This is a genomic window from Achromobacter sp. GbtcB20 (assembly GCF_019091095.1).
GTDB classification, from domain to species: domain Bacteria; phylum Pseudomonadota; class Gammaproteobacteria; order Burkholderiales; family Burkholderiaceae_B; genus Achromobacter; species Achromobacter mucicolens.
Genome location: NZ_JAGXJZ010000003.1, coordinates 62,559 through 85,215, shown reverse-complemented (window position 1 = coordinate 85,215; position 22,657 = coordinate 62,559). Strand labels below are relative to the sequence as shown.

Genomic DNA, 22,657 nt, shown 5'->3' with positions numbered 1-22,657 from the left:
GGACTCCTCCGGATTAGCGCGACATACGGTCGCGGGGCAGCGTGTTGCTATTGCTGCTGCCGGAAGGCTGCGGCACCGGCGCGGCCGAACCGCGCGAAGGCTGCTGGACAGGCGGGTTGGCCACCGGCGAGCCGGAGCTGCCGATATTCGACTTGCCTGCGTCCTGAGCGGCGAGATGCATGATCTTGTCCAAGGGCAGATACAACATGTTGTTGTTGCTCTTGGTGTCGACCATGACCTTGCTGGCGCGGGTGAAGATGTCCTGCATGCTTTCCAGGTACATGCGCTGGCGCATGACTTGGGGAGACTTTTCGTATTCGCCCAGGATGCTGGTAAAGCGCGAGGTATTACCTTGCGCATCGCCCACGACCTTGGCCTTGTAGCCTTCGGCCTGCTCCATCATGCGCGAAGCCTGACCACTGGCCAGCGGCACGACCTGGTTGGCGTAGGCCTGGCCTTCGTTGATCTGGCGCTCGCGATCCTGACCGGCCTTCACGGCGTCGTCGAACGCGGCCTGGACCTGCTCGGGCGGCTGCACGTTCTGGATGGCGACGGTGCTGACCTGCACGCCCGTCTTGTAGCGGTCGAGGATCTGCTGCATCAGCGCCTGAACCTGCGAGGCCACCGTCGTACGGCCTTCGTACAGCACGAAGTCCATCGACTGCTTGCCCACGACTTCGCGCATGGCGGTTTCCGACGCCTGGCGCACGGATTCGTCCGGGTCGCGCGTCTTGAAGAGATAGTCGGGCGCGCCGTCCGCACGCAGGCGGTACTGGACGACGAACTGCATATCGACGATGTTCTCGTCCGTCGTGAGCATCAGCGCTTCGGGCAGGACCTTGTTGCGCGCGCCGCCACGGAAACCGACTTCGAACGTGCGCAGTTGCGACACGTTGACGATTTCATGGCTTTGAATGGGATAAGGCAAGCGCCACTGGAAACCAGCTTGCGACGTGCTCTTGTATTTGCCGAACTGGGTCACGACCGCGACCTGGCCTTCTTGCACGATGTAGAAGCCGCTGGCCAGCCAGATACCTGCCGCAACCAGGGCAATGACGCCCAGGCCGATGCGTGTGCCCCGCGGGGATGGCGGCGTCATGCCACCACGATTGCCGGGCCGGTTGTTGCCGCCCCCGCCTTTGCGCCCGAACAGGTTCCCGATGCGATTATTGAAATCGCGCCAGACCTCGTCCAGGTCCGGAGGGCCGTCTCCATTGCCTTGGGGCCGCTTGGGCGGCGGCTCGGAGCCATTGTTGTTTCCGCGACCCCAGCCGGGGTCATTCAGATTGAAGAGTTTGATAATTCGCGGCATTGTTTCCCACAATCTGTCCGGTTTCCGCAATTGCCCCGCGCAACGCATCCAAACCGGCGCGCTCGGTGGCGCTTACAAATACTCGCGCAATCGTACCATGTGCATCGCGCTCCACCCGCGGGTCCAGGCCCGCCCGGTCGATCTTGTTGTATACCAGAATGGTTGGAATCGCGGCAGCGCCTATTTCGGCGAGAACCTTGTTGACCTCGAAAATCTGCTCATCCCGCTGCGGACTGGCCGAGTCCACCACATGCAGCAGCAGATCCGCGTGCACGGTTTCTTCGAGCGTGGCGCGGAAGGCGGCAATCAGGTTATGCGGGAGGTCGCGGATGAAGCCCACGGTGTCCGACACCACCACCGATCCGGCGCCTTCGATCCAGATGCGGCGGGTCGTCGTGTCCAGCGTGGCGAACAACTGGTCGGCCGCGTACGCGTCCGCGCGGGTCAGCGCGTTGAACAGCGTCGACTTGCCGGCGTTGGTGTAACCCACCAGCGACACCGACAACGCACCGCCCCGCGCGCGGGCGCGCCGCTGGGTGATGCGCTGGCGCTCGACCTTGTCAAGCCGTTCGCGCAGCGTCTTGACCTTGGCGCCGATCATGCGGCGGTCCATTTCAAGCTGGGATTCACCTGGCCCGCGCATCCCGATGCCGCCGCGTTGCCGTTCCAGGTGACTCCACATGCGCGTCAGGCGCGTGGCCAGATGCTGAAGCTGGGCCAGTTCGACCTGCAGCTTGCCTTCGTGGCTCTTTGCACGCAGCGCGAAGATGTCCAGGATGAGGGCAACGCGATCCACCACGCGCAGGTTGAAGGCGCGTTCGAGGTTGCGCTGCTGGGCTGGCGAAAGCGGCTGGTCGAAAAGGATGATGTCGGCAAGCAGCGCCTGCGCCATCGCGACGCCCTCGTCGGCCTTGCCGGAGCCGATGAAGAACTTGGCGTCGGGACGATCGCGGCGGGCCGTCAGGGTGCCGACGATTTCGGCGCCCGCGCCCTTGGCCAGCATGGCAAATTCCTCGGCGTGTGCCGTGAAGTCCGGATCGCCGAGATCCACGCTGATGATCAGAGCGCGCATACATGCACCATATTCGAGCCAAAGCGAAAATGCCCGCCGACGAGAACCGTCTGGCGGGCAATAAAAGGTAAAGCTGGAGCGAGATTACTCAGCAGGGACTTCCACTTGAAAGTTGACGGCGCGCGCGGGAACGACGGTGGAAATGGCGTGCTTGTAAACCATTTGGGTGACCGTATTGCGCAGCAGCACCACGTATTGGTCGAAGGATTCGATTTGCCCTTGAAGCTTGATGCCGTTCACGAGGTAGATCGACACGGGCACATGATCCTTGCGCAGCGTGTTGAGGAACGGATCTTGCAGAGTTTGCCCTTTATTGCTCATTGGCCAGGCTCCATTTGTTTGTTATTGAGTAATGACGCGCTTTTTGTACTGGTGGTGCACGCCGAAACACGTACTCTACAGGGTTTTCCCGGCCCGTGCTACTTGGCCGGGAAGCAAAAATGAGACCAGAGTTTTCCAGCTGAAATGCCTCTGAAAATCACGCCTTCAGGATGCTCTGGAGCGCTTGCAGAAGCAGATCGCACTGGGCTTCGGTACCCACCGTGATGCGCAGGAATTGATCGATCCGCGCATGACGGAAATGACGCACGATGATGCTGCGCTCGCGCAGGGCGGCGGCAAGCGTCGCGGCGTCCTTTGACTGATGGCGCGCGAACACGAAGTTCGCCGCTGAAGGAAGCACCTCGAAGCCCAGCGCCTGCAACCCTGCGGTCATGCGGGACCGCGTGTCGATCACGGCTTTGCGGGTCTGCTCAAAGTACTCCGTATCTTCCAGCGCCGCTACTGCACCGGCGGATGCCAAACGATCGATGGGGTAGGAGTTGAAACTGTTCTTTACCCGCTCAAGCCCATCGATCAGCGCGGCGCTGCCCACGGCAAAGCCTACCCGCAGGCCCGCAAGCGAACGCGACTTTGAAAGGGTCTGCACCACCAGCAGGTTGTCGTAGCGCGAGACCAGCGGGATCACCGATTCGGCGCCGAAATCCACATACGCCTCGTCCACGACAACGACCGTGTCCGGATTGCCGGCGACGATGCGCTCGACCTCGGCGGCGCTGAGCGCCCGGCCGGTGGGCGCGTTGGGATTCGGGAAGATGATGGCGCCCGCCTGACCGTGGCGCGCGGGCAGGTAGTCTTCGACGTCGATGCAAAAGTCCGCGGTGAGCGGCATCGTTTCGAATTCGATGCCGTACAGGCCGCAGTACACGGGATAGAAGCTGTACGTGATATCCGGAAAGCGCAGCGGACGGTCATGCTTGAGCAGGGCCAGAAACGCATGCGCCAGGACCTCGTCCGACCCGTTGCCCACGAACACCTGCTGCGGCTGCGCGCCGACCGCGGCGGCGATGGCCTCGCGCAGGCGGTCCGAGGAAGGGTCCGGATAGAGCTTGAGCGTATCGTCGCACGCGGCGCGGATCGCATCGAGCACCTTGGGCGACGGCCCGTAAGGGTGCTCGTTGGTGTTCAGCTTGACCAGATTCTGAAGCTTGGGCTGCTCGCCCGGCACATAGGGACTGAGCGTCCCGACAACGGGACTCCAGAAGCGGCTCATGGATCAGCTTTCCTGCGCGTAAGGGTTGTGCGAGGACTTGAATTCGATACGCAGCGGCGTGCCGGCCAAGTCGAATGCATTGCGGAAACGCGTTTCGAGGTAGCGGCGGTACGAATCGGGAATGGCGTCCAGCGCGTTGCCGTGAATGACGACCAGCGGCGGGTTCTGTCCGCCCTGGTGCGCGTAGCGCATCTTGGGACGGAAGATGCCCTTGCGCGGAGGCGGCTGCTGTTCGACCGCCGCCTGCAGCTCACGCGTGAGCTTGGGCGTGGACAGTTTGGCAAAGGCCGCGGCATGGGCGGCATTGATGGACTTGAGCAGGGGCTTGATGCCCTGCCCGCGCAGCGCCGAGATCGTGTGCACGCGCGCGAACGACAGGAAGCGCAGCTTGCGGTTGAACTCGCGCTCGATGCGTTCCTTTTCTTCGCCGTCCAGGCCGTCCCACTTGTTGACGGCCACGACCACGGCTCGGCCGGTTTCCAGCACGAACCCGGCGATGTGCGCGTCCTGCTCGGAGATTTCGGTTTGCGCGTCGAGCATGAGCAGCACGACGTTGCTGGCCTCGATGGCCTGCAAGGTCTTGATGACGGAGAACTTTTCGACCGCCTCGAACACCTTGCCGCGCTTGCGCAGCCCGGCCGTGTCGATCAGCGTGTAGCGGCGCCCGTCGCGCTCGAAATCGATTTCGATGGCGTCGCGCGTCGTGCCCGGCATGTCGAACGCAATCACGCGCTCTTCGCCCATGAGCGTATTGATGAGCGTGGACTTGCCTACGTTGGGACGGCCCACGATCGCCAGCTTGATGCGGTGATCGTGCTCGCCTTCTTCGGCCGGTTCTTCTTCGACGGGCGGCTCGGCCAGATCCTTGAGCGCCAGCTCGATGAGATCAACGATGCCGTCGCCGTGCGCCGCCGAAATGGGATACGGCTGGCCCAGGCCAAGTTCATGGAATTCGGCGATGGCGGGACCCAGGCCCATGCCTTCGGCCTTGTTCACCGCCAGGAGCACGCGCTGCTGGCCGGACTTGCGCAGCAGTTGCGCGATCTCGTGATCGTGCGCATTGATGCCAGAGCGCGCATCCACCAGGAACACGACGACGTCCGCCTCGGCGATGGCCTGGCGGGTCTGCCGGGCCATTTCCAACAGGATGCCGTCCTTGGCCACGGGCTCGAAGCCGCCGGTATCGATGGCGATGAACGGAATATCGCCCACCCTGCCCTCGCCGTAATGGCGATCGCGGGTCAGGCCGGAATAATCGGCCACCAGCGCGGCGCGCGATCGCGTCAGGCGGTTGAAAAGGGTCGATTTCCCCACATTGGGGCGGCCGACCAGGGCAACGACAGGCTTGAAAGACACGGTAAAAGGCTTTGTTTTATAAGTTTCAGTTGGCGCCGATCATGACGAGATTGCCATTGCCCGTCTGGACCAGCACACCTTGGGGCGTCGTCTGCGGCGGTGACACGACTGCGCCGCCGCCCACCGACAGGCGCGCCATCAGGCTGCCATCGCTGCGCGACAGGAAGTGCACGTAACCATCCAGATCGCCGACAGCCAGCGCTCCCCCAAGCATAGCCGGAGCCGTGAGCTGGCGGTTCTTCAGAGCGCTCTGTTTCCAGACATTGCCCCCGTTATCGAGCGCAAACGCGTTGACCACGCTGTTCTGGTCGGCGGCATAAGCGAAGCGGTCATCGAGCGTGAGGCCACTGACGCTGGAGAAATCCTTGGTCCAGAGCGGACGGCCACCGGCGGTGACGTCAAAGCAGACGATGCGTCCCTGATAAGCAACCGCGCACAGCAGGTTGCCCGCGATCCGGGGCGCGCCCACCACGTCGGTCAGACGCTCCAGGTCGCTGGCACCGCGCGGCGTGGCCACGGTGCCTTCCCATTGCACGTTGCCGCTATTGGATGCGATGGCCATGATCTTGCCGCCGGGCAGGCCCGTGATGACGAGGCCTTCGGCCAGGACCATTTGCGAGACGCTGCGCAAGGCGAGCGACGGGCCGGGACGCTGCACGCTCCAGACGCGCTCGCCGCTGTTCGCGTCGAAAGCCTGGATGCGGTAGTCGCCGCTGCGCACGACGACGATGCCGTAGCCGACGACCGGCGGAATCGTGACGTCGCTGGTGGCGCGGACCTTCCACTTCACCTTGCCGGTGTCGTCAAAGGCGATGACGTCGCCGTTGGGCGAAGCGACCGCAGTGGTGGTGCCGTCGCTGCCGGCGCCCGCCGACAGCTTGCCCTCGGCCTTGGCCTTCCAGATGGCGCGGCCGCTTTGCAGGTCGAACTTGCCGACGGAGCCGTCGGGCGTGGCGGCGTAGATGGCATCGCCCAGCACGGTGGGCGCGAAGCCCAGGCCCGAGCCGCTGCCGATGGACGTGGACCAGACCTGGCGCACGGACATGCCGGCCTTGTATTCGGTCAGGGGCGCCGGATCGTAGCGGCCGTCGTCATGGGAGAACAAGCCACATCCGCCCAGGGCAAGCAGGCTCGCCAAGAGGACGGCGCCGCGCCACGTACGGCCAGGTGCAAATTTACGCATTACAGTCACGCTCCGCTCAAGGCATCCAGTTTCAGTTGCACAACCTGGGTCAACGGATTGGCCGCACCCAGGCCATCGATGGCGCTCTGCCAGGCCGCGCGCGCTTCCTCGCGCTTGCCTTGCGCAGCCAGCACGTCGCCGCGGCGGTCAGCGAACAAGGCGGCGAAGGCGGCCGGCGGATTGTTCAGCTGCGCCAGCGCGGCGTCGTATTGCTTCTGGTCCAGCATCATGCCGGCCAGGCGCAGGCGCGCCACGGCTTGCATGGAGGGGTTCTTGTTCTGACCGGCCAGCCATTCGAGCTGTTCGCGGGCGCCGGCGTCATCCTTCTGCGCCTGCAGGGCCTGCGCGGCCACCAGAGCGCCACGCGCGGCGTAGCCGGTGTTGGGATACTTTTCGCGCAGCGTCGAGGCTGCGGTCTTGATACGCACCGAGGAATCGGCGCCACCCAGGCGGGCCGCGTCTTCCAGCGCTTCGAAGTAGCCCATTGCCTGGTTGGCCTGGTGCGATTCGTACGCCTTCCAGCCCCACCAGCCGCCCCAGGCCAGGAGCACTGCCGTCGCCAGCGTCAGCAGAAGCGTGCCATAGCGGGCCCACCACGCCTTGATAGCGTCGAGTTTTTCCTGTTCTTCAAGATCGTATGCCATGCGTTAACCCTTGTTGTTCAATGCGTCGGCCAGCTTCGCCAGCGGAACCTGTTGCTGCGCCGAGTCGCCCTGCCCTTCTGCGCGCAGGAACTTGACGCTGGCGGTCTGCGACGCCACTTCGTCGGCGCCAAGGATAACCGCAACGCGGGCGCCGCTGGCGTCCGCGCGCTTGAATTGGGACTTGAAGCCAGCCGATCCGGCATGCACGATGACCGACAGGCCCGCGTCACGCAGGTCTTCGCCGACGCGCGCGGCCAGGCGCTGCGCGTCCTCGCCCTGGTGCACGACGTACACGTCGCACTCGGCCGGCGCGGCGATTTCGACGCTTTGCTCCCACAGGTCGAGCAGGCGCTCCATGCCGATGGCAAAGCCCACGGCAGGCGCCGGCTTGCCGCCCAGCAGTTCGACCAGGCCGTCGTAGCGGCCGCCGCCGCAGACCGTGCCCTGGGAACCCAGGCGGTCCGTGACCCATTCGAAGACGGTCAGGTTGTAGTAGTCCAGGCCGCGGACCAGACGGGGATTCAAGCGGTACTCGATGCCGGCGTCGGTCAGGCGCTGGCACACGCCTTCAAAGTGCGCGCGGGACTCTTCGCCCAGGAAGTCGAACAGGCGCGGCGCGCTGTCGGCCATTTCCTGCATGGCGGGGTTCTTCGTGTCCAGCACGCGCAGCGGATTGCTGTACATGCGGCGCTGGCCGTCTTCGTCGAGGATGTCGCGGTGCTTTTCAAGATGCTGGATCAGGGCGGCGCGGTGCGCGGCGCGCTCGGCCGGCTGGCCCAGCGAATTCAGTTCAAGGCGCACGTCCTTCAGGCCCAGCAGCTTCCAGAGGCGGCCCAGCATGACGATGAGTTCCGCGTCCACATCGGGACCGGCAAAGCCCAGCGCTTCGACGTCGATCTGGTGGAACTGGCGGTAGCGGCCGCGCTGCGGGCGCTCGTGACGGAAGACGGGACCGATGGAGTAGACGCGTTGCGGACGATCGTAGAGCAGGTTGTGTTCGATCGAGGCGCGCACGATCCCGGCGGTCATTTCGGGGCGCATCGTGAGCGATTCGCCGTTGAGCGCGTCGGTGAACGTGTACATCTCTTTTTCGACGATGTCGGTGACTTCGCCGATGCCGCGTGCAAACAGGCGCGTATGCTCAAGCACGGGCGTACGCACATTGCGGTAGCCATAGCCGCGCAGCCAGCCGCGCACGATTTCCTCGAATTGCTCCCAGCGGGCGCTTGCCCCCGGCAACAGGTCATTCATGCCGCGGATGGCGGCGACTTTCTGGAAAGCTTGAGTCATCTTGATCATGCCGTCGGCGCGCCGGAGAAGCGCGCCAATGGCTACACCCTTACTTTAGTGAGAGGCGAGCGCGCCATACCGGCGCGCAACGTATTCTTCAACGATGGCCTGGAACTCTTCGGCGATATGGTCGCCCTTGAGCGTGACCGTGCGCTCGCCGTCGACGAACACCGGCGCGGCCGGCACTTCGCCGGTACCCGGCAGGCTGATGCCGATGTCGGCATGACGGCTTTCGCCCGGCCCATTGACCACACAGCCCATCACCGCGACGTTCATCGATTCGACGCCGGGATACTGCGTGCGCCACACCGGCATCTGCCGGCGCAGGAACGACTGGATGCTGTCGGCAAGTTCCTGGAAGAACGTGCTGCTGGTGCGGCCGCAACCGGGGCAGGCGACGACCATGGGCGTGAATGCGCGCAGGCCCATGGTCTGCAGGATTTCCTGCGCGACGATGGCCTCGCGGCTGCGCTCTCCGCCCGGTTCGGGGGTGAGCGAAATGCGGATGGTGTCGCCGATGCCCTGCTGCAGCAGCACGGCGAGCGCCGCGGTCGAGGCCACGATGCCCTTGCTGCCCATGCCGGCTTCGGTCAGGCCCAGATGCAGGGGGTAGTCGCAACGAGCGGACAGATCGCGGTAGACGGCGATGAGATCCTGCACGTGGCTGACCTTGCACGACAGGATGATGGCGTCGCGCCGCAGGCCGAGTTCCTCGGCGCGCTGGGCATTGCTGATGGCCGAGACGACCAGCGCGTCGCGCATGACGGCCTGCGCTTCCCAGGGCTGGGCGCGGCGGCTGTTTTCGTCCATCTTGCGCGCCATGAGCTCGTGGTCGAGGCTGCCCCAGTTGACGCCGATGCGCACGGGCTTGTCATAGCGGCAGGCGACTTCGATCATTTGCGCGAAGTTGTCGTCGCGGCGCTTGCCGCCCCCCATGTTGCCGGGGTTGATACGGTATTTGGACAGCGCCTGGGCGCATTCCGGGAACTGCGTCAGCAGCTTGTGGCCGTTGTAGTGGAAGTCTCCCACCAGCGGCACGTTCACGCCCATGCGGTCGAGCTGCTCGCGGATGGCGACGACCTCGCGGGCGGCCTCGGGCGTGTTCACGGTGATGCGCACGAGCTCGGAGCCGGCCTGCGCCAGCTCCTTGACCTGGATCGCGGTGGCGATGGCGTCCGCGGTGTCGGTGTTGGTCATGGACTGAACCACGACCGGGGCGTCTCCGCCCACCGTCACGACACGATCGCCCCACTTCACCGCGACGGAACGCGTGGCGCGGCGCGCTGCGGCTCCCACCGAGGGAGGCGGCGCGTCCTGGCAAGGCAGAGAAGAATCTTGCATCGGTTGGAACCGGGTTACTTGGTCGGCTTCGGCAGCCAGTCGGCGGGCAGCCACTGCTGCGGCAGCCAACCTTGCCAGAAGGCATACGCCACGCCGGCGGCAAGCACCAGCACGATGGCGATCAGCCAGCCCCACGACGACGTGGACGAGCGGTCGTCGTCGGCGCTGGATTGCGGAATGGAATGCGCGGAATGCAGCGAGCTGGGACTGAGCTTGGCCGGGCCAGTGGCGCGGGCCTTGGGATCGAGCGAGTCGACGATGGCCTGGGCATCGGCGCCGAGCAGCCGCGCATAGTTGCGCACGAGGCCGCGCAAGGAAACGCCGGTGGGCAGGTTGTCCCACTGCTCGTTTTCAAGGGCTTCGATCTGCTTGGTGGAAAACTTGATGCGGCTGGAAACTTCGTCGAGCGACCAGCCCTTGGCCAGGCGCAAACCGCGCAAGGCGGCGCCCACGCTGCCCACCGCGCCGGCGGACGAGTCGGAAACTGCAGAAGCGAAATCCTGCGTCATGCGTGCACCTGTTTAATTGGTATGGTCTGGCGCTGGGCGGCGTTGCGCTCGGTGATCCGAGTGCGGTCCCGCACCTCTCCGGCCAGTTGGCCGCAAGCCGCATCGATGTCGTCGCCCCGGGTCTTGCGGACCGTGGTGATGATGCCGGCGTCCATCAGACGCTGGGCAAACACCTTCACCCGCGCCGAGGCCGATCGCTTGAGGCCGGAGGCGGGGAATGGGTTGAACGGGATGAGGTTCAGCTTGCAGCGCACCTGGCGTGCAATGTGGATCAATTCCTTGGCGTGCTGGTCGGTGTCGTTGATGCCGTCCAGCATGCAGTATTCGAACGTGATGAAGTCGCGGGGCGCAAACGCCAGGTAGCGTTCGCAGGCGGCCAGCAGCTCCTTCAGCGGGTACTTCTTGTTCAGCGGCACGAGCTCGTCGCGCAGCGCGTCGTTGGGCGCGTGCAGCGACACGGCCAGCGCCACGGGACAGTCTTGCGACAGGCGGTCCATCATGGGCACGACGCCCGACGTGGACACCGTAACGCGGCGGCGCGACAGGCCGTACGCGTTGTCGTCGAGCATCAGGCGCAGCGCGGGCAGGACCTGGTCGTAATTGAGCAGGGGTTCGCCCATGCCCATCATGACGACGTTGCTGATGACGCGGGTGTCTTCGGTGGCGCGGGCGCTTTCAAGGCGGGCCGTGCCGATGTCGGCCTCTAGCACGCGCTTGGCCCACCACAGCTGGCCGATGATTTCGCTGGTCTTCAGGTTGCGGTTGAAGCCCTGGTGCCCTGTCGAGCAGAAACGGCAGTTCACCACGCAGCCAGCCTGGCTGGAGATGCACAGCGTGCCACGGTCGTCTTCGGGGATGAAGACGGTTTCGATGGCGTTGCCCTGCCCCACATCGAACAGCCACTTGCGGGTGCCGTCGGTCGAGCGTTGCTCGATGTTGACGGGCAATGCCTCGATGCGGCAATGCGTCGCAAGCTGGCTGCGGAAATCGCGGGCCAGGTCGGTCATGGCGTCGAACGAATCGGCGCCGCGCTGGTGCATCCAGCGCTGCAGCTGGCGGGCGCGAAACGGCTTGCCGCCCCACTGCCCGACCAGTTCGGACAGGGCGGAGCCGTCCAGCCCCAGCAGATTGATTCGTTCGACGGATTCCATAACCAGGTAAAACTAAAGCGCTTTCAACAACTTAAGCCAAAAATTAACGGCTGTGGATGTTGATTTCGGGGAAGAAGAAAGCCACTTCGACAGCGGCCGTTTCCGGCGCGTCGGAGCCGTGGACGGCGTTGGCGTCGATGCTGTCGGCGAAGTCGGCGCGGATGGTGCCGGCTTCAGCCTTCTTGGGGTCCGTGGCGCCCATCAGGTCGCGGTTCTTCTGGATGGCGTCTTCGCCTTCCAGCACTTGCACGAACACGGGGCCCGAGACCATGAAGTCGACCAGGTCCTTGAAGAAGGGACGGGCGGCGTGCACAGCGTAGAAACGCTCGGCGTCGGCGCGCGACAGTTGGGTCAGGCGGGCGGCGATGACCTTCAGGCCGGCTTGCTCGAAACGGGCAACGATCTGGCCGATCACGTTCTTGGCGACGGCGTCGGGCTTGATGATCGAGAGGGTGCGTTGAATGGACATAAAGGACTCCGAAAACTGATTTCTGACGGGTTTCTAGTTAATTGCCTGGTGGGGCTCTGTGCTTGCCGATGCCGCGCTTGGATGCCACCCTTCGGGGCGACATCAAGCGCCATCGCGCCGTTGGCACGCAGGAGATCCGAAACGAATGGGTGTCTCGGGCCACCCTGAACCACCGACCAAGACAGGATTCGACACTGCCGACCTGTCGGACGCATCCTGGAATGCCAGCGGGATTCCGGCTGCGCGCCAATCCAATGATTCAGCACGCATTTCCGAAGGAATCCTCAATGAATTCAGGGACTTCTAAAAGGTTTACAGTAACCCGGTATTCTAACACGCTGAGAAGACCGCATTACATCTTAAAATGAGCGGTTTGCTGCCCGCTTCCTACCCGGGCGCCCCTGTCTGCCGGAACTTAGTAATGACTCAAGCTGCTCCCCCGAACGCCGCGCCCATCGCCGGCGAAACCCCGGAACTCTCCAAGAGCTTCGAACCCTCCGAACTGGAATCCCGCTGGTATGCCGAGTGGGACAAGCGCGGCTACTTCGCCGCGGGCCAGCACGTGAAAACGGGGACGGAAAGCCAGCCTTACGTCATCCAGTTCCCCCCGCCCAACGTGACCGGCACCCTGCACATGGGCCACGCGTTCAACCAGACCATCATGGACGGCCTGGTGCGCTACCACCGCATGTCGGGCGACGACACCGTGTTCATTCCTGGCACCGACCACGCCGGCATCGCCACGCAGATCGTCGTTGAAAGACAGCTCGACGCGCAAAAGGTTTCGCGCCACGACCTGGGCCGCGAGAAGTTCGTCGAGAAGGTGTGGGAATGGAAGGAGAAGTCCGGCAGCGCCATCACCGGGCAGGTGCGCCGCCTGGGCGCCTCGGCCGACTGGCCGCGCGAATACTTCACCATGGACGACCGCATGTCGCGCGGCGTGGTGGAAACGTTTGTCCGGCTGCATAAACAGGGACTGATCTACCGCGGCAAGCGCCTGGTCAATTGGGACCCCAAGCTGCTCACGGCCGTGTCCGACCTGGAAGTGCAGTCCGAAGAGACCGATGGCCACATGTGGCACATCCTCTACCCGTTCGTCGACGGTCCGCAGACCATCGTCGACAAGGACGGCCAAACAGTCACCCTGCGCGGCATGACCATCGCCACGACACGCCCGGAAACCATGCTGGCCGACGGCGCGCTGTGCGTGCATCCCGACGATCCCCGCTACAAGCATCTGGTCGGCAAGCAAGTCGAGCTGCCGCTTTGCGACCGCAACATTCCCATCATTGCCGACGATTTCGTCGACCCTGAATTCGGCACGGGCTGCGTGAAGATCACGGGCGCCCATGACTTCAACGACTACGCCTGCGCAATGCGCCACGATCTGCCGCTGATCGTGATCTTCACGCTGGATGCGCACATCAACGAAAACGGTCCCAAGCAGTTCCAGGGCATGGAACGCTACGAGGCCCGCAAGGCGGTCGTTGCGCAACTGGAAGCCGAGGGCTATCTGGTCAAGGTCGAGCCGCACAAGATGATGCAGCCCAAGGGCGACCGCACCGGCGTCGTGCTCGAGCCGATGCTGACCGACCAGTGGTTCGTCGCCATGAGCAAGCCCGCGCCGGAAGGCACGCTGAACCCGGGCAAGAGCATCACCGAGGTCGCGCTGGAAGTCGTGGCCGACGGCCGCATCCAGTTCTATCCGGACAACTGGACCACCATCTACAACCAGTGGCTCAACAACATCCAGGACTGGTGCATTTCGCGCCAGCTGTGGTGGGGTCATCAGATTCCGGCCTGGTACTCGGAAGATGGCCAGGTGTTCGTGGCGCACGACGAAGCGGGCGCAATCGAGCAGGCGCGCGCCGCTGGCGTCACGGGCCCGCTCACGCGCGATCCCGACGTCCTGGACACGTGGTTCTCGTCGGGCCTCGTGCCCTTCACGACGCTGGGCTGGCCGGAAAACACGCCGGACCTGCAGCGCTATCTGCCTTCCAGCGTCCTGGTCACGGGCTTTGACATCATCTTCTTCTGGGTGGCGCGCATGGTCATGCTGACCACGCACCTGACCGGACAGATCCCGTTCAAGCACGTCTACGTGCACGGCCTCATCCGCGACGCCGACGGCCAGAAGATGAGCAAGTCCAAGGGCAACACGCTGGACCCGGTGGACCTGATCGACGGCATCGACCTGGACGGCCTGGTGGCCAAACGCACCTACGGCCTGATGAATCCGAAACAGGCCGGCGCCATCGAAAAGGCCACGCGCCGCCAGTACCCCGACGGCATCCCTGCTTATGGCACCGATGCGCTGCGCTTCACGATGGCCGCCTACGCCACCCTGGGCCGCAACATCAACTTCGACCTGAAGCGTTGCGAGGGTTACCGCAATTTCTGCAACAAGCTCTGGAACGCCACGCGTTTCGTGCTGATGAACACCGAAGGCCATGACCTGTCGGTGCCGGACGAAGGCGAACTGTCCTTCGTCGACCGCTGGATCGTCAGCCAGATGCAGACGCTGGAAGCCGACGTCGCGCGCGGGTTTGCCGACTACCGTTTCGACAACATCGCCAACGCAATCTACCGCTACGTCTGGGACGAATACTGCGACTGGTATCTGGAACTGGCCAAGGTGCAGATCCAGACCGGCACGCCGGCCCAGCAGCTTGGCACCCGCCGCACGCTGATCCGCGTTCTGGAATGCGTGCTGCGCCTGGCGCACCCGATCATTCCGTTCATCACGGAAGAGCTATGGCAGAAGGTATCGGTCGTGGCCGGCAAGCGCAAGGAAGGCGTGGCCGACAGCGTCAGCGTGCAGCCCTACCCCAAGGCCAATCCGGCCGCGGTGGATGCCGCCGCCGAAGCCGATGTGGCCGAACTGAAGGCGCAAGTCGAGGCCGTGCGCGCCCTGCGCGGCGAGATGAGCCTGTCGCCCGCCCAGAAGGTGCCGCTGTGCGCGCAGGGCGATGCGCCCATGCTGACCCGCAACGCGCCCTACCTGGCCGCGCTGGCCAAGCTGAGCCAGGTTGACGTGCTGGACGTGCTGCCCGACGCGGGCGCGCCGGTGCAGGTCGTCGGCGCCAGCCGCCTGATGCTGCACGTCGAGATCGACGTCGCCGCCGAGCGCGTGCGTCTGGACAAGGAGATCGCCCGCCTCTCCGGCGAGATCGCCAAGGCCCAGGGCAAACTGTCCAACGCCAGCTTCGTCGAGCGCGCGCCCGCCGCCGTCGTGGAACAGGAAAAGGCCCGCATGGCGCAGTTCGGCGAAACCCTGCAGAAGGTGCAGGAGCAGCGCGCCAAGCTCGGCAACTGATCCTCGCGCCGCCCCAGAAACCCCGGACACTGTTCCGGGGTTTTTGTTTGGGGACAGCCGGGATTCAGACCCCGCCGTCCGTCATCCGGTACCAGCTGACCACCGCATTGACGTACAGGCGGCGCAGCGGATAAAGCGGAAATGGCTTGATGGCCGACAGCGGCACGGGCAGCGCATTGGCATCGCCCGTGACCACGTACTGCGCCATTGCGCCCCCCATGCAGGTCTGCAAGCCGACGCCGCGGCCCTGGCAGCCGATATCCACCAGCAGCCCGGGCTGCGGTTCATGCAGATGCGGCAGATAGTCGCGCGTGACGGCCACTCTGCCGCACCAGCGGAACTCGAACGGCGTGCCGGCCACCTGCGGGAACATCTTGACCATCACGCGCTCCAGATGCGCCCAATCCGCCTCGCCCTTGGGCTCGCGAAAAGGGCCCCGGCCGCCCATCAAGAGGCGGCCCTGATGATCCAGCCGGAAGTACAACAGCAGATTGCGCGTGTCGGACGTGACGTGGCCCTCGGGAAAGATGCCCGCCCGGATGCGGTCGGGCAGCGGCACGGTGGCCACCTGGAACGTGTTGGCATCGATGATGGACGGCTTGAGGCCAGGCCACAGGCCGCCGCCATAGGCATTGGTGCACATCACCACGCGGTCGGCGCTGACCGACGGCCCGCGTGCCGTGGACACCGTCCACTTGCCGCCGTCGCGCGCCAGGCCCGTGACGGGCGTGTCGGTGTGCAGGGTCGCGCCCGCGTTCAGCGCGGCGCGCGCCAGGCCGCGCGCGTAGCTCAGCGGCTGCACCGCGCCCGCCCGCCGGTCCACCCATCCGCCCAGATACTTGTCCGTGCCGATAAGCCGGGCGACCTGCGCCCGATCCAGCGGTTGCGCGTCCACGCCCAGCCGCGCCCATTGCGCCGCGCGGCCTTGCGCGACGCGCAGCGCGTCGGGCGTGTGCGCGCCCTGGATCCACCCCTTGCGCACGCGCGGCACGTCCATCGCGTGGCGCTCGATCAGATCAAAGACCGCGTCCGCCGTCCCGCCGGCGAACCGTGTCAACCGCTCGCCGCGCTCGGGGCCGAACATCGCAATCAGATCGTCAGGGTCGTATTTCAAGCCCGGAATGACCTGCCCGCCATTGCGGCCCGAGCCGCCAAAGCCGATCTCGCGCGCCTCCAGAAGCACGACCTTGACGCCACGCTCGGCCAGGTGCAACGCAGTGGACAGGCCGGCGTAGCCGCCGCCAATCACGGCGACGTCGGCCTGCGTGGACGCGTCAAGCGGCCCGGTGGGCGGCGGCGGCGCTGCGGTGGCCGCCCATAGTGACGGGGAAAGCGGAAACGGCGTTGGCTGCATGGGGCGTCCTTACATGGGGTGCAACACACGCCGCAGGAAGTCCTGCGTGCGCGGATGCTGCGGATGATTCAGCACTTCCCGGGCGGCGCCCTGCTCCACCATGACGCCGCCGTCAAAGAACATGACGCGGTCGGCGACCTCGCGCGCAAAGCTCATTTCGTGCGTCACGACGACCATCGTCATGCCGGCCTCGGCCAGCTTGCGCATGACGCCCAGCACGTCGCCGACCAGTTCGGGATCAAGCGCCGAGGTGGGCTCGTCAAACAGGATCGCCTTCGGTCTCATTGCCAGCGCGCGCGCAATCGCCACGCGTTGCTGCTGGCCGCCCGACAGCTGGTTCGGATGCGCGTTTTCCTTGTCCGCCAGGCCGACGCTGGCCAGCAGCTCGCGGCCGCGTTCCACAGCCTGAGCGCGCGGCTCCTTCTTGACGAAGATCGGGCCCTCGATGACGTTTTCCAGCGCTGTGCGATGCGGAAACAGGTTGAAGCGCTGGAACACCATCGCGACCTGCGTGCGGATCGACACGATGGAAGGCGAATCGCAATCGACCAGCTCGCCGTCGACCGTGATACGGCCGGCGTTGTAGCGTTCCAGTCCGTTGATGCACCGCAGGATGGTCGACTTGCCCGAGCCGGATGGCCCCACGACACACACGACCTCGCCCTGCTCGACCTCGGCGTCGATGCCCTTGAGGACTTCGAGCGGCCCAAAGCTTTTCCTCACGCCTTGCAGGCTGATCATTTGGTTGCGCTCCGTTTTTCCAGATGCCGCACCAGCAGGATGAGCGGCACGCACATCACCAGATACATCAGCGCGACCAGCGTAAACACCGTGGCGTTCTTGAACGTCGACACGGCGATGAGCTTTCCTTGCAGCGCCAGCTCGGCAACGGTGATGGTGGATGCCTGCGACGAGTCCTTGAGCATCATGATCATGATGTTGCCGTAAGGCGGCAGGACGATCTTCACGGCCTGCGGCAGCACGACACGGCGCATCGTCAGCCCCCAGCCCATGCCCATGGCCATGGCCGCCTCGATCTGGCCGCGATCGATCGCCTGGATGCCGGCACGGAAGTTCTCGGCCTGGTAAGCCGAATACGCCACGCCCAGGCCGATGATCGCTGCCTGCACCGCGCTCAGCGACACGCCCATGTCCGGCATCACGAAGTAGATGTAGAAGAGCAGCACGATGATGGGAATGCCGCGCAGCAGATTGACCAGGCCGGCGCTAAAACCCGACAGGTATTTGTTGCCCGACACCCGCATCAAGGCCCAGACCAGCCCCAGCACCGTCGACAGCGCCAGCGAGCCCAGCGTGACCAGGATCGTGAGCTTGGCGCCATCCAGCAGTATCGGCATGAACTCTGCCGCGTCCTTCATGAATTGCATCATGCGTCCACCACCCCCAGAAGACTGCCCGCGTCGCGCTCCGGATGCGCGGCGTCCGCCGGCGGGTTTGATCGCGCCGGCGGGATTTTTAACGAATGTCTGCGCTACGAAAATCCGGCCGGCCTCACGCGCCGCCCAGGCCCCACTTCTTCAGAATGGCGTCGATGGCGCCGTCGGCCTTCAGCTTGGCCAGTGCCTTGTTGATGCGATCAAGCAGCTCGGTGTCTTCCTTGCGCGTGGCCAGCCCCAGGCTGCCCATGATCGTGGGCTGGTAGGACTGCGCCATCTTCAGATTGGGGTAGTTGCCTTGCGACAGCACATACGCGGCAATGGGATAGTCCATGAAGCCGCCCTGGATCCGGCCGGCGTTTGCGTCGCGCATCATGTCGGGCGGATTGTCGTAGAGCTTCACCTCCTTGAAGACGCCGCTCTTCTGGATGGGCTCGACGAAGGCCGTGCCCACCTGCACACCGACCGTCATGCCCTTCATGTCGGCGAACGACTTGTACTCCTTGTTGTCACTCTTGAGCACCATCAGGCCTTCGCCATAGCGATAGACGGGCTCCGAAAAGCTCACCACCTGCTGGCGCTGAGGCGTGATAAACATTGCCGCCGACACGATATCGATGCGCTTGGACGTCAGCGAGCCGATCAGCGCTGAAAACGCCATCGGCTCGATCTGCACCGAGAATCCGGCCTCCTTGCCGACCGCTTTCACAATGTCGACCATCACGCCCTCGATGCTGTTCGTCTTGGTATCGAGAAACGTGAACGGGCTGCCGGTGGGCGTGGATCCCACCTTCAATACCGTCTGGGCTTGGGCGCCCGCCGCCATGGACAATGCTGCGAATACAGAGACAACCAGGGTCTTGAATTTCATGACATATCCTCATCGTGGCAAAGAAGGCCGGGCCGCGCCTGGCGCGCCCGGTGGCGGCCCGCTCCCCTCGCGTGCCGCCGCATGGGTGCTGCGCGCTCAGGGCGCTTGTGACGTGTCGTCCTCCGCGGCTTGAGTGATGTTGGAGATGGCCCAGATGACCTCGGTCGTCTGGGACCCCGGATTGCACCAGCGGCGCGGCGTGCTGCTGGCATAGCAAAAGCTGTCACCCTCCTGCAGGCGGATGACGCGGTCGCCGACCCACAACTCCAGCACGCCCTTGAGCACCACGCCAATCTGCTCGCCCTGCCCGGTCACGAAGAGCTCGCTGCCGGTGGAGCCACCGGGCGCGATGGAGGCGCGGCACAGATCCATGCTGCGGCAGGCGGCGGGCGTGTACATCTCTTTGCAGATGCCCTTTTCCTTGAGGTCGATGTACCGATGCGTGCCCGCGCGGGCCACGCGCCCATCTTCCTCGCCGCCCGTGTGCTCGGCGTTGCGCAGCAGGGCATTGACCGACACGCGAAACTCGCGCGCCAGGAGATGAAGGACTTTGACGGAGGCCGAGCTCAGCCCTCTTTCGATCTGGCTCAGCAGACCCAGCGACATGCCGCAAGCCTGGGCGACGTCAGCGAGCGACCGCCCCTGCTGCTTGCGCAGCTGACGCAGTTGCTGGCCCAGCCACAGATCGACGGCCGACTCCGGCCTGTCCGCCCGGGCGGGTGACGACGGTGCTGCACTGGCACGACGAACGGTGGCTGAACGGCTCATATGAAAATTTCATGTGCATGTAATTTTCAATACTAAGGAGCAGCGAAAACGCCCACAATCTAGGACCTTCCCTAGCGTTGTGGGCGTTGCGGATGGGCCGCGATGACCGTCAGGCGGCGCCAGAGGGATCGGACGGCTTGCGCGGCCGGCGACGCCGGGATGATCCCGGCTCGGCGGGTAGCGGCGTCCCGGCCAGCTCGGCCAGATATCGCTCGTCAAGCTTGCTGAGCCAGCCTTTCTCGCGCGCGGACGCGATGAGTTCAGGCCGGCGCGCCGCGGTCAATGCCAATGAACGCTCGCGCCGCCAGCGCGCGATATTGGCGTGATGACCGCTCAACAGGGCCGCCGGCACCGCTTCGCCTTCGTACACTTCGGGGCGTGTGTAATGCGGGCTGTCCAACAGGCCAGACAAGGTGTCATTGAAGGAGTCCTGCAGCGCGGAATCCCCATCGTTGAGCACGCCGGGCAAAAGGCGCACCGCGGCATCGATCACGGCGAGCGCCGCGATCTCGCCGCCGGACAAGACGAAGTCGCCAAGCGAAATCTCTTGCGTGACGCATCGATCGATGAAGCGCTGGTCCACGCCTTCGTAGCGACCGCAAATGAGAATGAGGCCATCGCTGGCGGCCAATGCCTCGGCGCCAGCCTGGTCATAGCGCCGGCCCACCGGGGCCAGCAACGCCACCGGAGCGGGACCAAGCCCCTGTCCGGCGCGCGCCTGCTGGGCGGCGTTGACGGCGGCTTCCAGCGGCCCCGCCATCATGACCATGCCGGGACCGCCGCCGTAGGGGCGGTCGTCGACGGTGCGATGGACGTCATGCGTGAAATCGCGCGGATTCCAGGCATGCAGCTGCCACCGGCCCTGGGCATGGGCCCGGCCGGTGACCCCGAGGTCGCGCACCACCCCGAACATTTCGGGAAATAGCGTAACGACGTCGATACGCATCAAAAATCCGCGGGCCAGTCGCTGTCGATGCGGCGCGCGGCCAGATCGACGGCATGGATGTGCGCGCGTACGAACGGAACAAGCATTTCGGCGGGCCGGCCCTTGGCGTCCAGGACGGGTTCGGGATTCTCGCCCTCGCCCTTCTGCAGCAGGACCTTCAACACGGCATGCGCGCCGTTGTCGAGGACCTCGCTTACCACGCCGATTCGCGTGGGTTCGCCGCTGGCGCTGGAGTACAGCGCGCAACCAATGAGATCGACCCAGTAGTATTCGTCTTCGTCGGGCGCGGGGAACGAACCGCGCGGCGCTTGCACGGAATGTCCGCGCAGCGCTTCGGCCTGATCGCGATCCGTGATGCCCTGCAGTTGCGCCACGACGGTGGCTCCCTGCGAACGGGCTTGCAAGATCTTGAATGCGACAGGCGCAGACGCGACAGCGCCCCGCGCCAATTCAGGCACAGGGCGAGTCAACCACCATTGAGACGCTGAGAGCAGCACTTCGGCGTTGGCCGAATGCGGCTGCACTTTAACCCAGCCTTTCACACCGTAGGCTGCAGTAATGCGGCCCAGCTCGACCAAATCCGTAGGCGCCGCGTTGGAGGTTGCGGCATCAGGCATTTATCGTGCTCTTTATCGGCTTGGATAGCGATGAAGCAGCTAGGAATGTCAGCTTGCAAGCGCAGGGCTTTCAGCGTGGAAAAACTAGCCGCTCAGAATTCAGCTAAAGAATTTCAGCTAAGGATGTGCGACGCGGGCAATTAGGCCGCGGCGGAAACCTTGGCCGAGTATTCCTTGACCAGACGCTCGACGGCGGGCGACAGTTGCGCGCCGGTGCCGGTCCAGTACTGCACGCGATCCAGCGCAATGCGCAGGTTTTCCGTGCCTTCGCTAGCCACGGGGTTGTAAAAACCCACGCGTTCGATAAAGCGGCCGTCGCGACGGTTACGCGAATCGGTGGCCACCAGGTTGTAGAACGGACGCTTCTTGGACCCACCGCGGGCCAGGCGAATCACCACCATAGGTAATCCCTTGAATTAGTTGTGAAAAACGGGAAATTCTAGCACTGAAAGGAGCCTGCTGGCAAATGCGAGTGCCGAAATCTGCGGTGTGGCGCGATTTGTATCCTAAAACACCACATCCGGGTATTCTACAAGCATGAGCCCAGCCCTGCTGCGGCTCTATCTGCAGGCGCGCCGCGCGGTGGTTGCGTCCGGCGTTGCGCCGGAGGGCTGTGTCCACCCGGTCATGCCGCCCCCGGCCCGTGCCTGCAGCCTGTCTCGTTGTCATGCGTTTGAGCAGTTGGTGCGTCTGAAGAGCAATCTGATTGGAGAGATCGGATTCATGTCGACCCGCGCAAAACTCTACGCCCTGCCCTTGCCGGCCTCCCCGCAACGACAGCCTTCCCCTGCCTTCCTGCCCCCCTCAGCGCCCGCCCCCCCCCGATCGGAGCGGCTGCGCCTGCGCCTGCGCCTGACTGCGCTTTCCCCCACTGACGTCCTTGAACTGGAGTGTGCACATCATGAAGAACCAAAAATCCGTCTTCGCCCCCGTCGCGCGCCTGGCTGTCGCTGGATTGCTGGCGGGATCCCTTGCGCTGCCAACGGGCGCGTCCGCACGGGTGATGGGTGCGGCGCTGACGACGGCATCCGGCCAGGTGACCGCCGTGGATCAGGCAAGCCGGACCCTCACCTTGCGCGGCGCCGATGGCAACACCGTGGAGATCGTTGCCGGACCGGATATCCGCAATTTCAAGCAGATCAAGCCGGGCGACACCCTGACGCTGGACTACTACGAGTCGATCGCGGTGGACCTGCGCCCGGCGGGCTCCGGCGCGCCCGAAGTCGTGACCGAGACCGCGGCGGCTCGTACCGCCAAGGGCGCGATGCCAGGCGGCGCCATCGGCCGACAGACCACGATCACGGCCGAGATCTGGCACATCAATCGAAGCGCGAATCTGGTCATCCTGAAAGGTCCTCAGGGCGGCCGCCGCACCATCCAGGTCAGGGACCCGGCGCTGCGCGAGAAACTCCAGCAACTGAAGGAAGGTGACCTGGTGGACTTCACGATCACCCAGGCGGTCGCAGCGGCCATCCACCGCTAGCCGACGCCGCCAGGATGAACAAGGCC

At 64.7% G+C, this 22,657-nt stretch carries 22 protein-coding genes; 2 read left to right on the top strand and 20 right to left on the bottom strand.

What is annotated here, in order from left to right:
* Window positions 1–13: 13 nt before the first annotated feature.
* The 12 genes from hflK to ndk all read right to left on the bottom strand — a co-directional run bounded on the left by hflK (window position 14) and on the right by ndk (window position 11,879).
* A complete protein-coding gene (gene hflK / locus KVT32_RS05650) occupies window positions 14–1,312 on the bottom strand; it encodes an FtsH protease activity modulator HflK (protein WP_152383923.1) in 1,299 nt (432 codons plus the stop codon).
* Entirely contained in the window at window positions 1,278–2,384 is a 1,107-nt protein-coding gene (hflX, locus tag KVT32_RS05645; protein WP_062842027.1) for a GTPase HflX, read from the bottom strand. The genes hflK and hflX overlap by 35 nt, the downstream gene beginning before the upstream one ends.
* 84 nt (window positions 2,385–2,468) lie before the next feature.
* The gene (gene hfq, locus KVT32_RS05640; protein WP_006218585.1) at window positions 2,469–2,705 is read right to left on the bottom strand and encodes an RNA chaperone Hfq; all 237 of its coding nucleotides are present in this window, start codon (window positions 2,703–2,705) and stop codon (window positions 2,469–2,471) included.
* A 157-nt stretch (window positions 2,706–2,862) separates the two neighbouring features.
* On the bottom strand, window positions 2,863–3,936 hold the full coding sequence (hisC, locus tag KVT32_RS05635) for a histidinol-phosphate transaminase (RefSeq protein WP_152383922.1): 1,074 nt from the start codon (window positions 3,934–3,936) through the stop codon (window positions 2,863–2,865).
* Between the two features lie 3 nt (window positions 3,937–3,939).
* Complete coding sequence (gene der, locus KVT32_RS05630; RefSeq protein WP_175157102.1) at window positions 3,940–5,292, bottom strand: ribosome biogenesis GTPase Der; 1,353 nt, start codon at window positions 5,290–5,292, stop codon at window positions 3,940–3,942.
* Window positions 5,293–5,317: 25 nt separating this feature from the next.
* Window positions 5,318–6,475, bottom strand: coding sequence for an outer membrane protein assembly factor BamB (gene bamB, locus KVT32_RS05625; RefSeq protein ID WP_175157101.1), 1,158 nt, complete (start codon window positions 6,473–6,475; stop codon window positions 5,318–5,320).
* A gap of 5 nt (window positions 6,476–6,480) precedes the next feature.
* On the bottom strand, window positions 6,481–7,119 hold the full coding sequence (locus tag KVT32_RS05620; protein ID WP_056315703.1) for a tetratricopeptide repeat protein: 639 nt from the start codon (window positions 7,117–7,119) through the stop codon (window positions 6,481–6,483).
* A 3-nt stretch (window positions 7,120–7,122) separates the two neighbouring features.
* The gene (gene hisS, locus KVT32_RS05615) at window positions 7,123–8,409 is read right to left on the bottom strand and encodes a histidine--tRNA ligase (protein ID WP_175157100.1); all 1,287 of its coding nucleotides are present in this window, start codon (window positions 8,407–8,409) and stop codon (window positions 7,123–7,125) included.
* Between the two features lie 54 nt (window positions 8,410–8,463).
* On the bottom strand, window positions 8,464–9,750 hold the full coding sequence (ispG, locus tag KVT32_RS05610; protein WP_062842031.1) for a flavodoxin-dependent (E)-4-hydroxy-3-methylbut-2-enyl-diphosphate synthase: 1,287 nt from the start codon (window positions 9,748–9,750) through the stop codon (window positions 8,464–8,466).
* Between the two features lie 14 nt (window positions 9,751–9,764).
* A complete protein-coding gene (locus KVT32_RS05605) occupies window positions 9,765–10,259 on the bottom strand; it encodes a RodZ family helix-turn-helix domain-containing protein (RefSeq protein WP_056315695.1) in 495 nt (164 codons plus the stop codon).
* Window positions 10,256–11,410 carry a 23S rRNA (adenine(2503)-C(2))-methyltransferase RlmN gene (rlmN, locus tag KVT32_RS05600; protein WP_056315692.1) on the bottom strand — a complete coding sequence of 385 codons (1,155 nt, stop codon included), beginning with the start codon at window positions 11,408–11,410 and terminating at the stop codon, window positions 10,256–10,258. Before rlmN ends, KVT32_RS05605 begins: the two co-directional genes overlap by 4 nt.
* A 43-nt stretch (window positions 11,411–11,453) precedes the next feature.
* The gene (gene ndk / locus KVT32_RS05595; protein WP_056315689.1) at window positions 11,454–11,879 is read right to left on the bottom strand and encodes a nucleoside-diphosphate kinase; all 426 of its coding nucleotides are present in this window, start codon (window positions 11,877–11,879) and stop codon (window positions 11,454–11,456) included.
* A gap of 421 nt (window positions 11,880–12,300) precedes the next feature.
* Here ndk and KVT32_RS05590 point away from each other — a divergent pair, with 421 nt between their 5' ends.
* Window positions 12,301–15,195 (top strand): valine--tRNA ligase, encoded by a 2,895-nt coding sequence (locus KVT32_RS05590; protein ID WP_056315688.1) that lies wholly within the window; start codon window positions 12,301–12,303, stop codon window positions 15,193–15,195.
* A gap of 64 nt (window positions 15,196–15,259) precedes the next feature.
* On the opposite strand, the gene KVT32_RS05585 is transcribed toward KVT32_RS05590, so the two are convergent.
* The 8 genes from KVT32_RS05585 to rpsP form a co-directional block, all read right to left on the bottom strand.
* Entirely contained in the window at window positions 15,260–16,549 is a 1,290-nt protein-coding gene (locus KVT32_RS05585) for an FAD-binding oxidoreductase (protein ID WP_217617808.1), read from the bottom strand.
* Window positions 16,550–16,558: 9 nt separating this feature from the next.
* Entirely contained in the window at window positions 16,559–17,290 is a 732-nt protein-coding gene (locus KVT32_RS05580; protein ID WP_056315684.1) for an amino acid ABC transporter ATP-binding protein, read from the bottom strand.
* A complete protein-coding gene (locus KVT32_RS05575) occupies window positions 17,287–17,940 on the bottom strand; it encodes an amino acid ABC transporter permease (RefSeq protein ID WP_217617807.1) in 654 nt (217 codons plus the stop codon). The genes KVT32_RS05580 and KVT32_RS05575 overlap by 4 nt, the downstream gene beginning before the upstream one ends.
* 121 nt (window positions 17,941–18,061) lie before the next feature.
* On the bottom strand, window positions 18,062–18,817 hold the full coding sequence (locus KVT32_RS05570) for an ABC transporter substrate-binding protein (RefSeq protein WP_056315679.1): 756 nt from the start codon (window positions 18,815–18,817) through the stop codon (window positions 18,062–18,064).
* 96 nt (window positions 18,818–18,913) lie between these two features.
* Window positions 18,914–19,585: a helix-turn-helix domain-containing protein gene (locus KVT32_RS05565; protein WP_217617806.1), complete on the bottom strand. Its 672-nt coding sequence runs from the start codon at window positions 19,583–19,585 to the stop codon at window positions 18,914–18,916.
* A 109-nt stretch (window positions 19,586–19,694) separates the two neighbouring features.
* Window positions 19,695–20,531, bottom strand: a complete 837-nt coding sequence (trmD, locus tag KVT32_RS05560) for a tRNA (guanosine(37)-N1)-methyltransferase TrmD (RefSeq protein WP_152383917.1) — start codon at window positions 20,529–20,531, stop codon at window positions 19,695–19,697.
* A complete protein-coding gene (gene rimM, locus KVT32_RS05555) occupies window positions 20,531–21,148 on the bottom strand; it encodes a ribosome maturation factor RimM (RefSeq protein WP_217617805.1) in 618 nt (205 codons plus the stop codon). The genes trmD and rimM overlap by 1 nt, the downstream gene beginning before the upstream one ends.
* 140 nt (window positions 21,149–21,288) lie before the next feature.
* Window positions 21,289–21,549: a 30S ribosomal protein S16 gene (rpsP, locus tag KVT32_RS05550; RefSeq protein ID WP_008165084.1), complete on the bottom strand. Its 261-nt coding sequence runs from the start codon at window positions 21,547–21,549 to the stop codon at window positions 21,289–21,291.
* A 500-nt stretch (window positions 21,550–22,049) separates the two neighbouring features.
* Between rpsP and KVT32_RS05545 the strand changes: the two genes are divergently transcribed.
* A complete protein-coding gene (locus KVT32_RS05545) occupies window positions 22,050–22,631 on the top strand; it encodes a hypothetical protein (protein ID WP_217617804.1) in 582 nt (193 codons plus the stop codon).
* The last annotated feature ends 26 nt before the right edge of the window (window positions 22,632–22,657 follow it).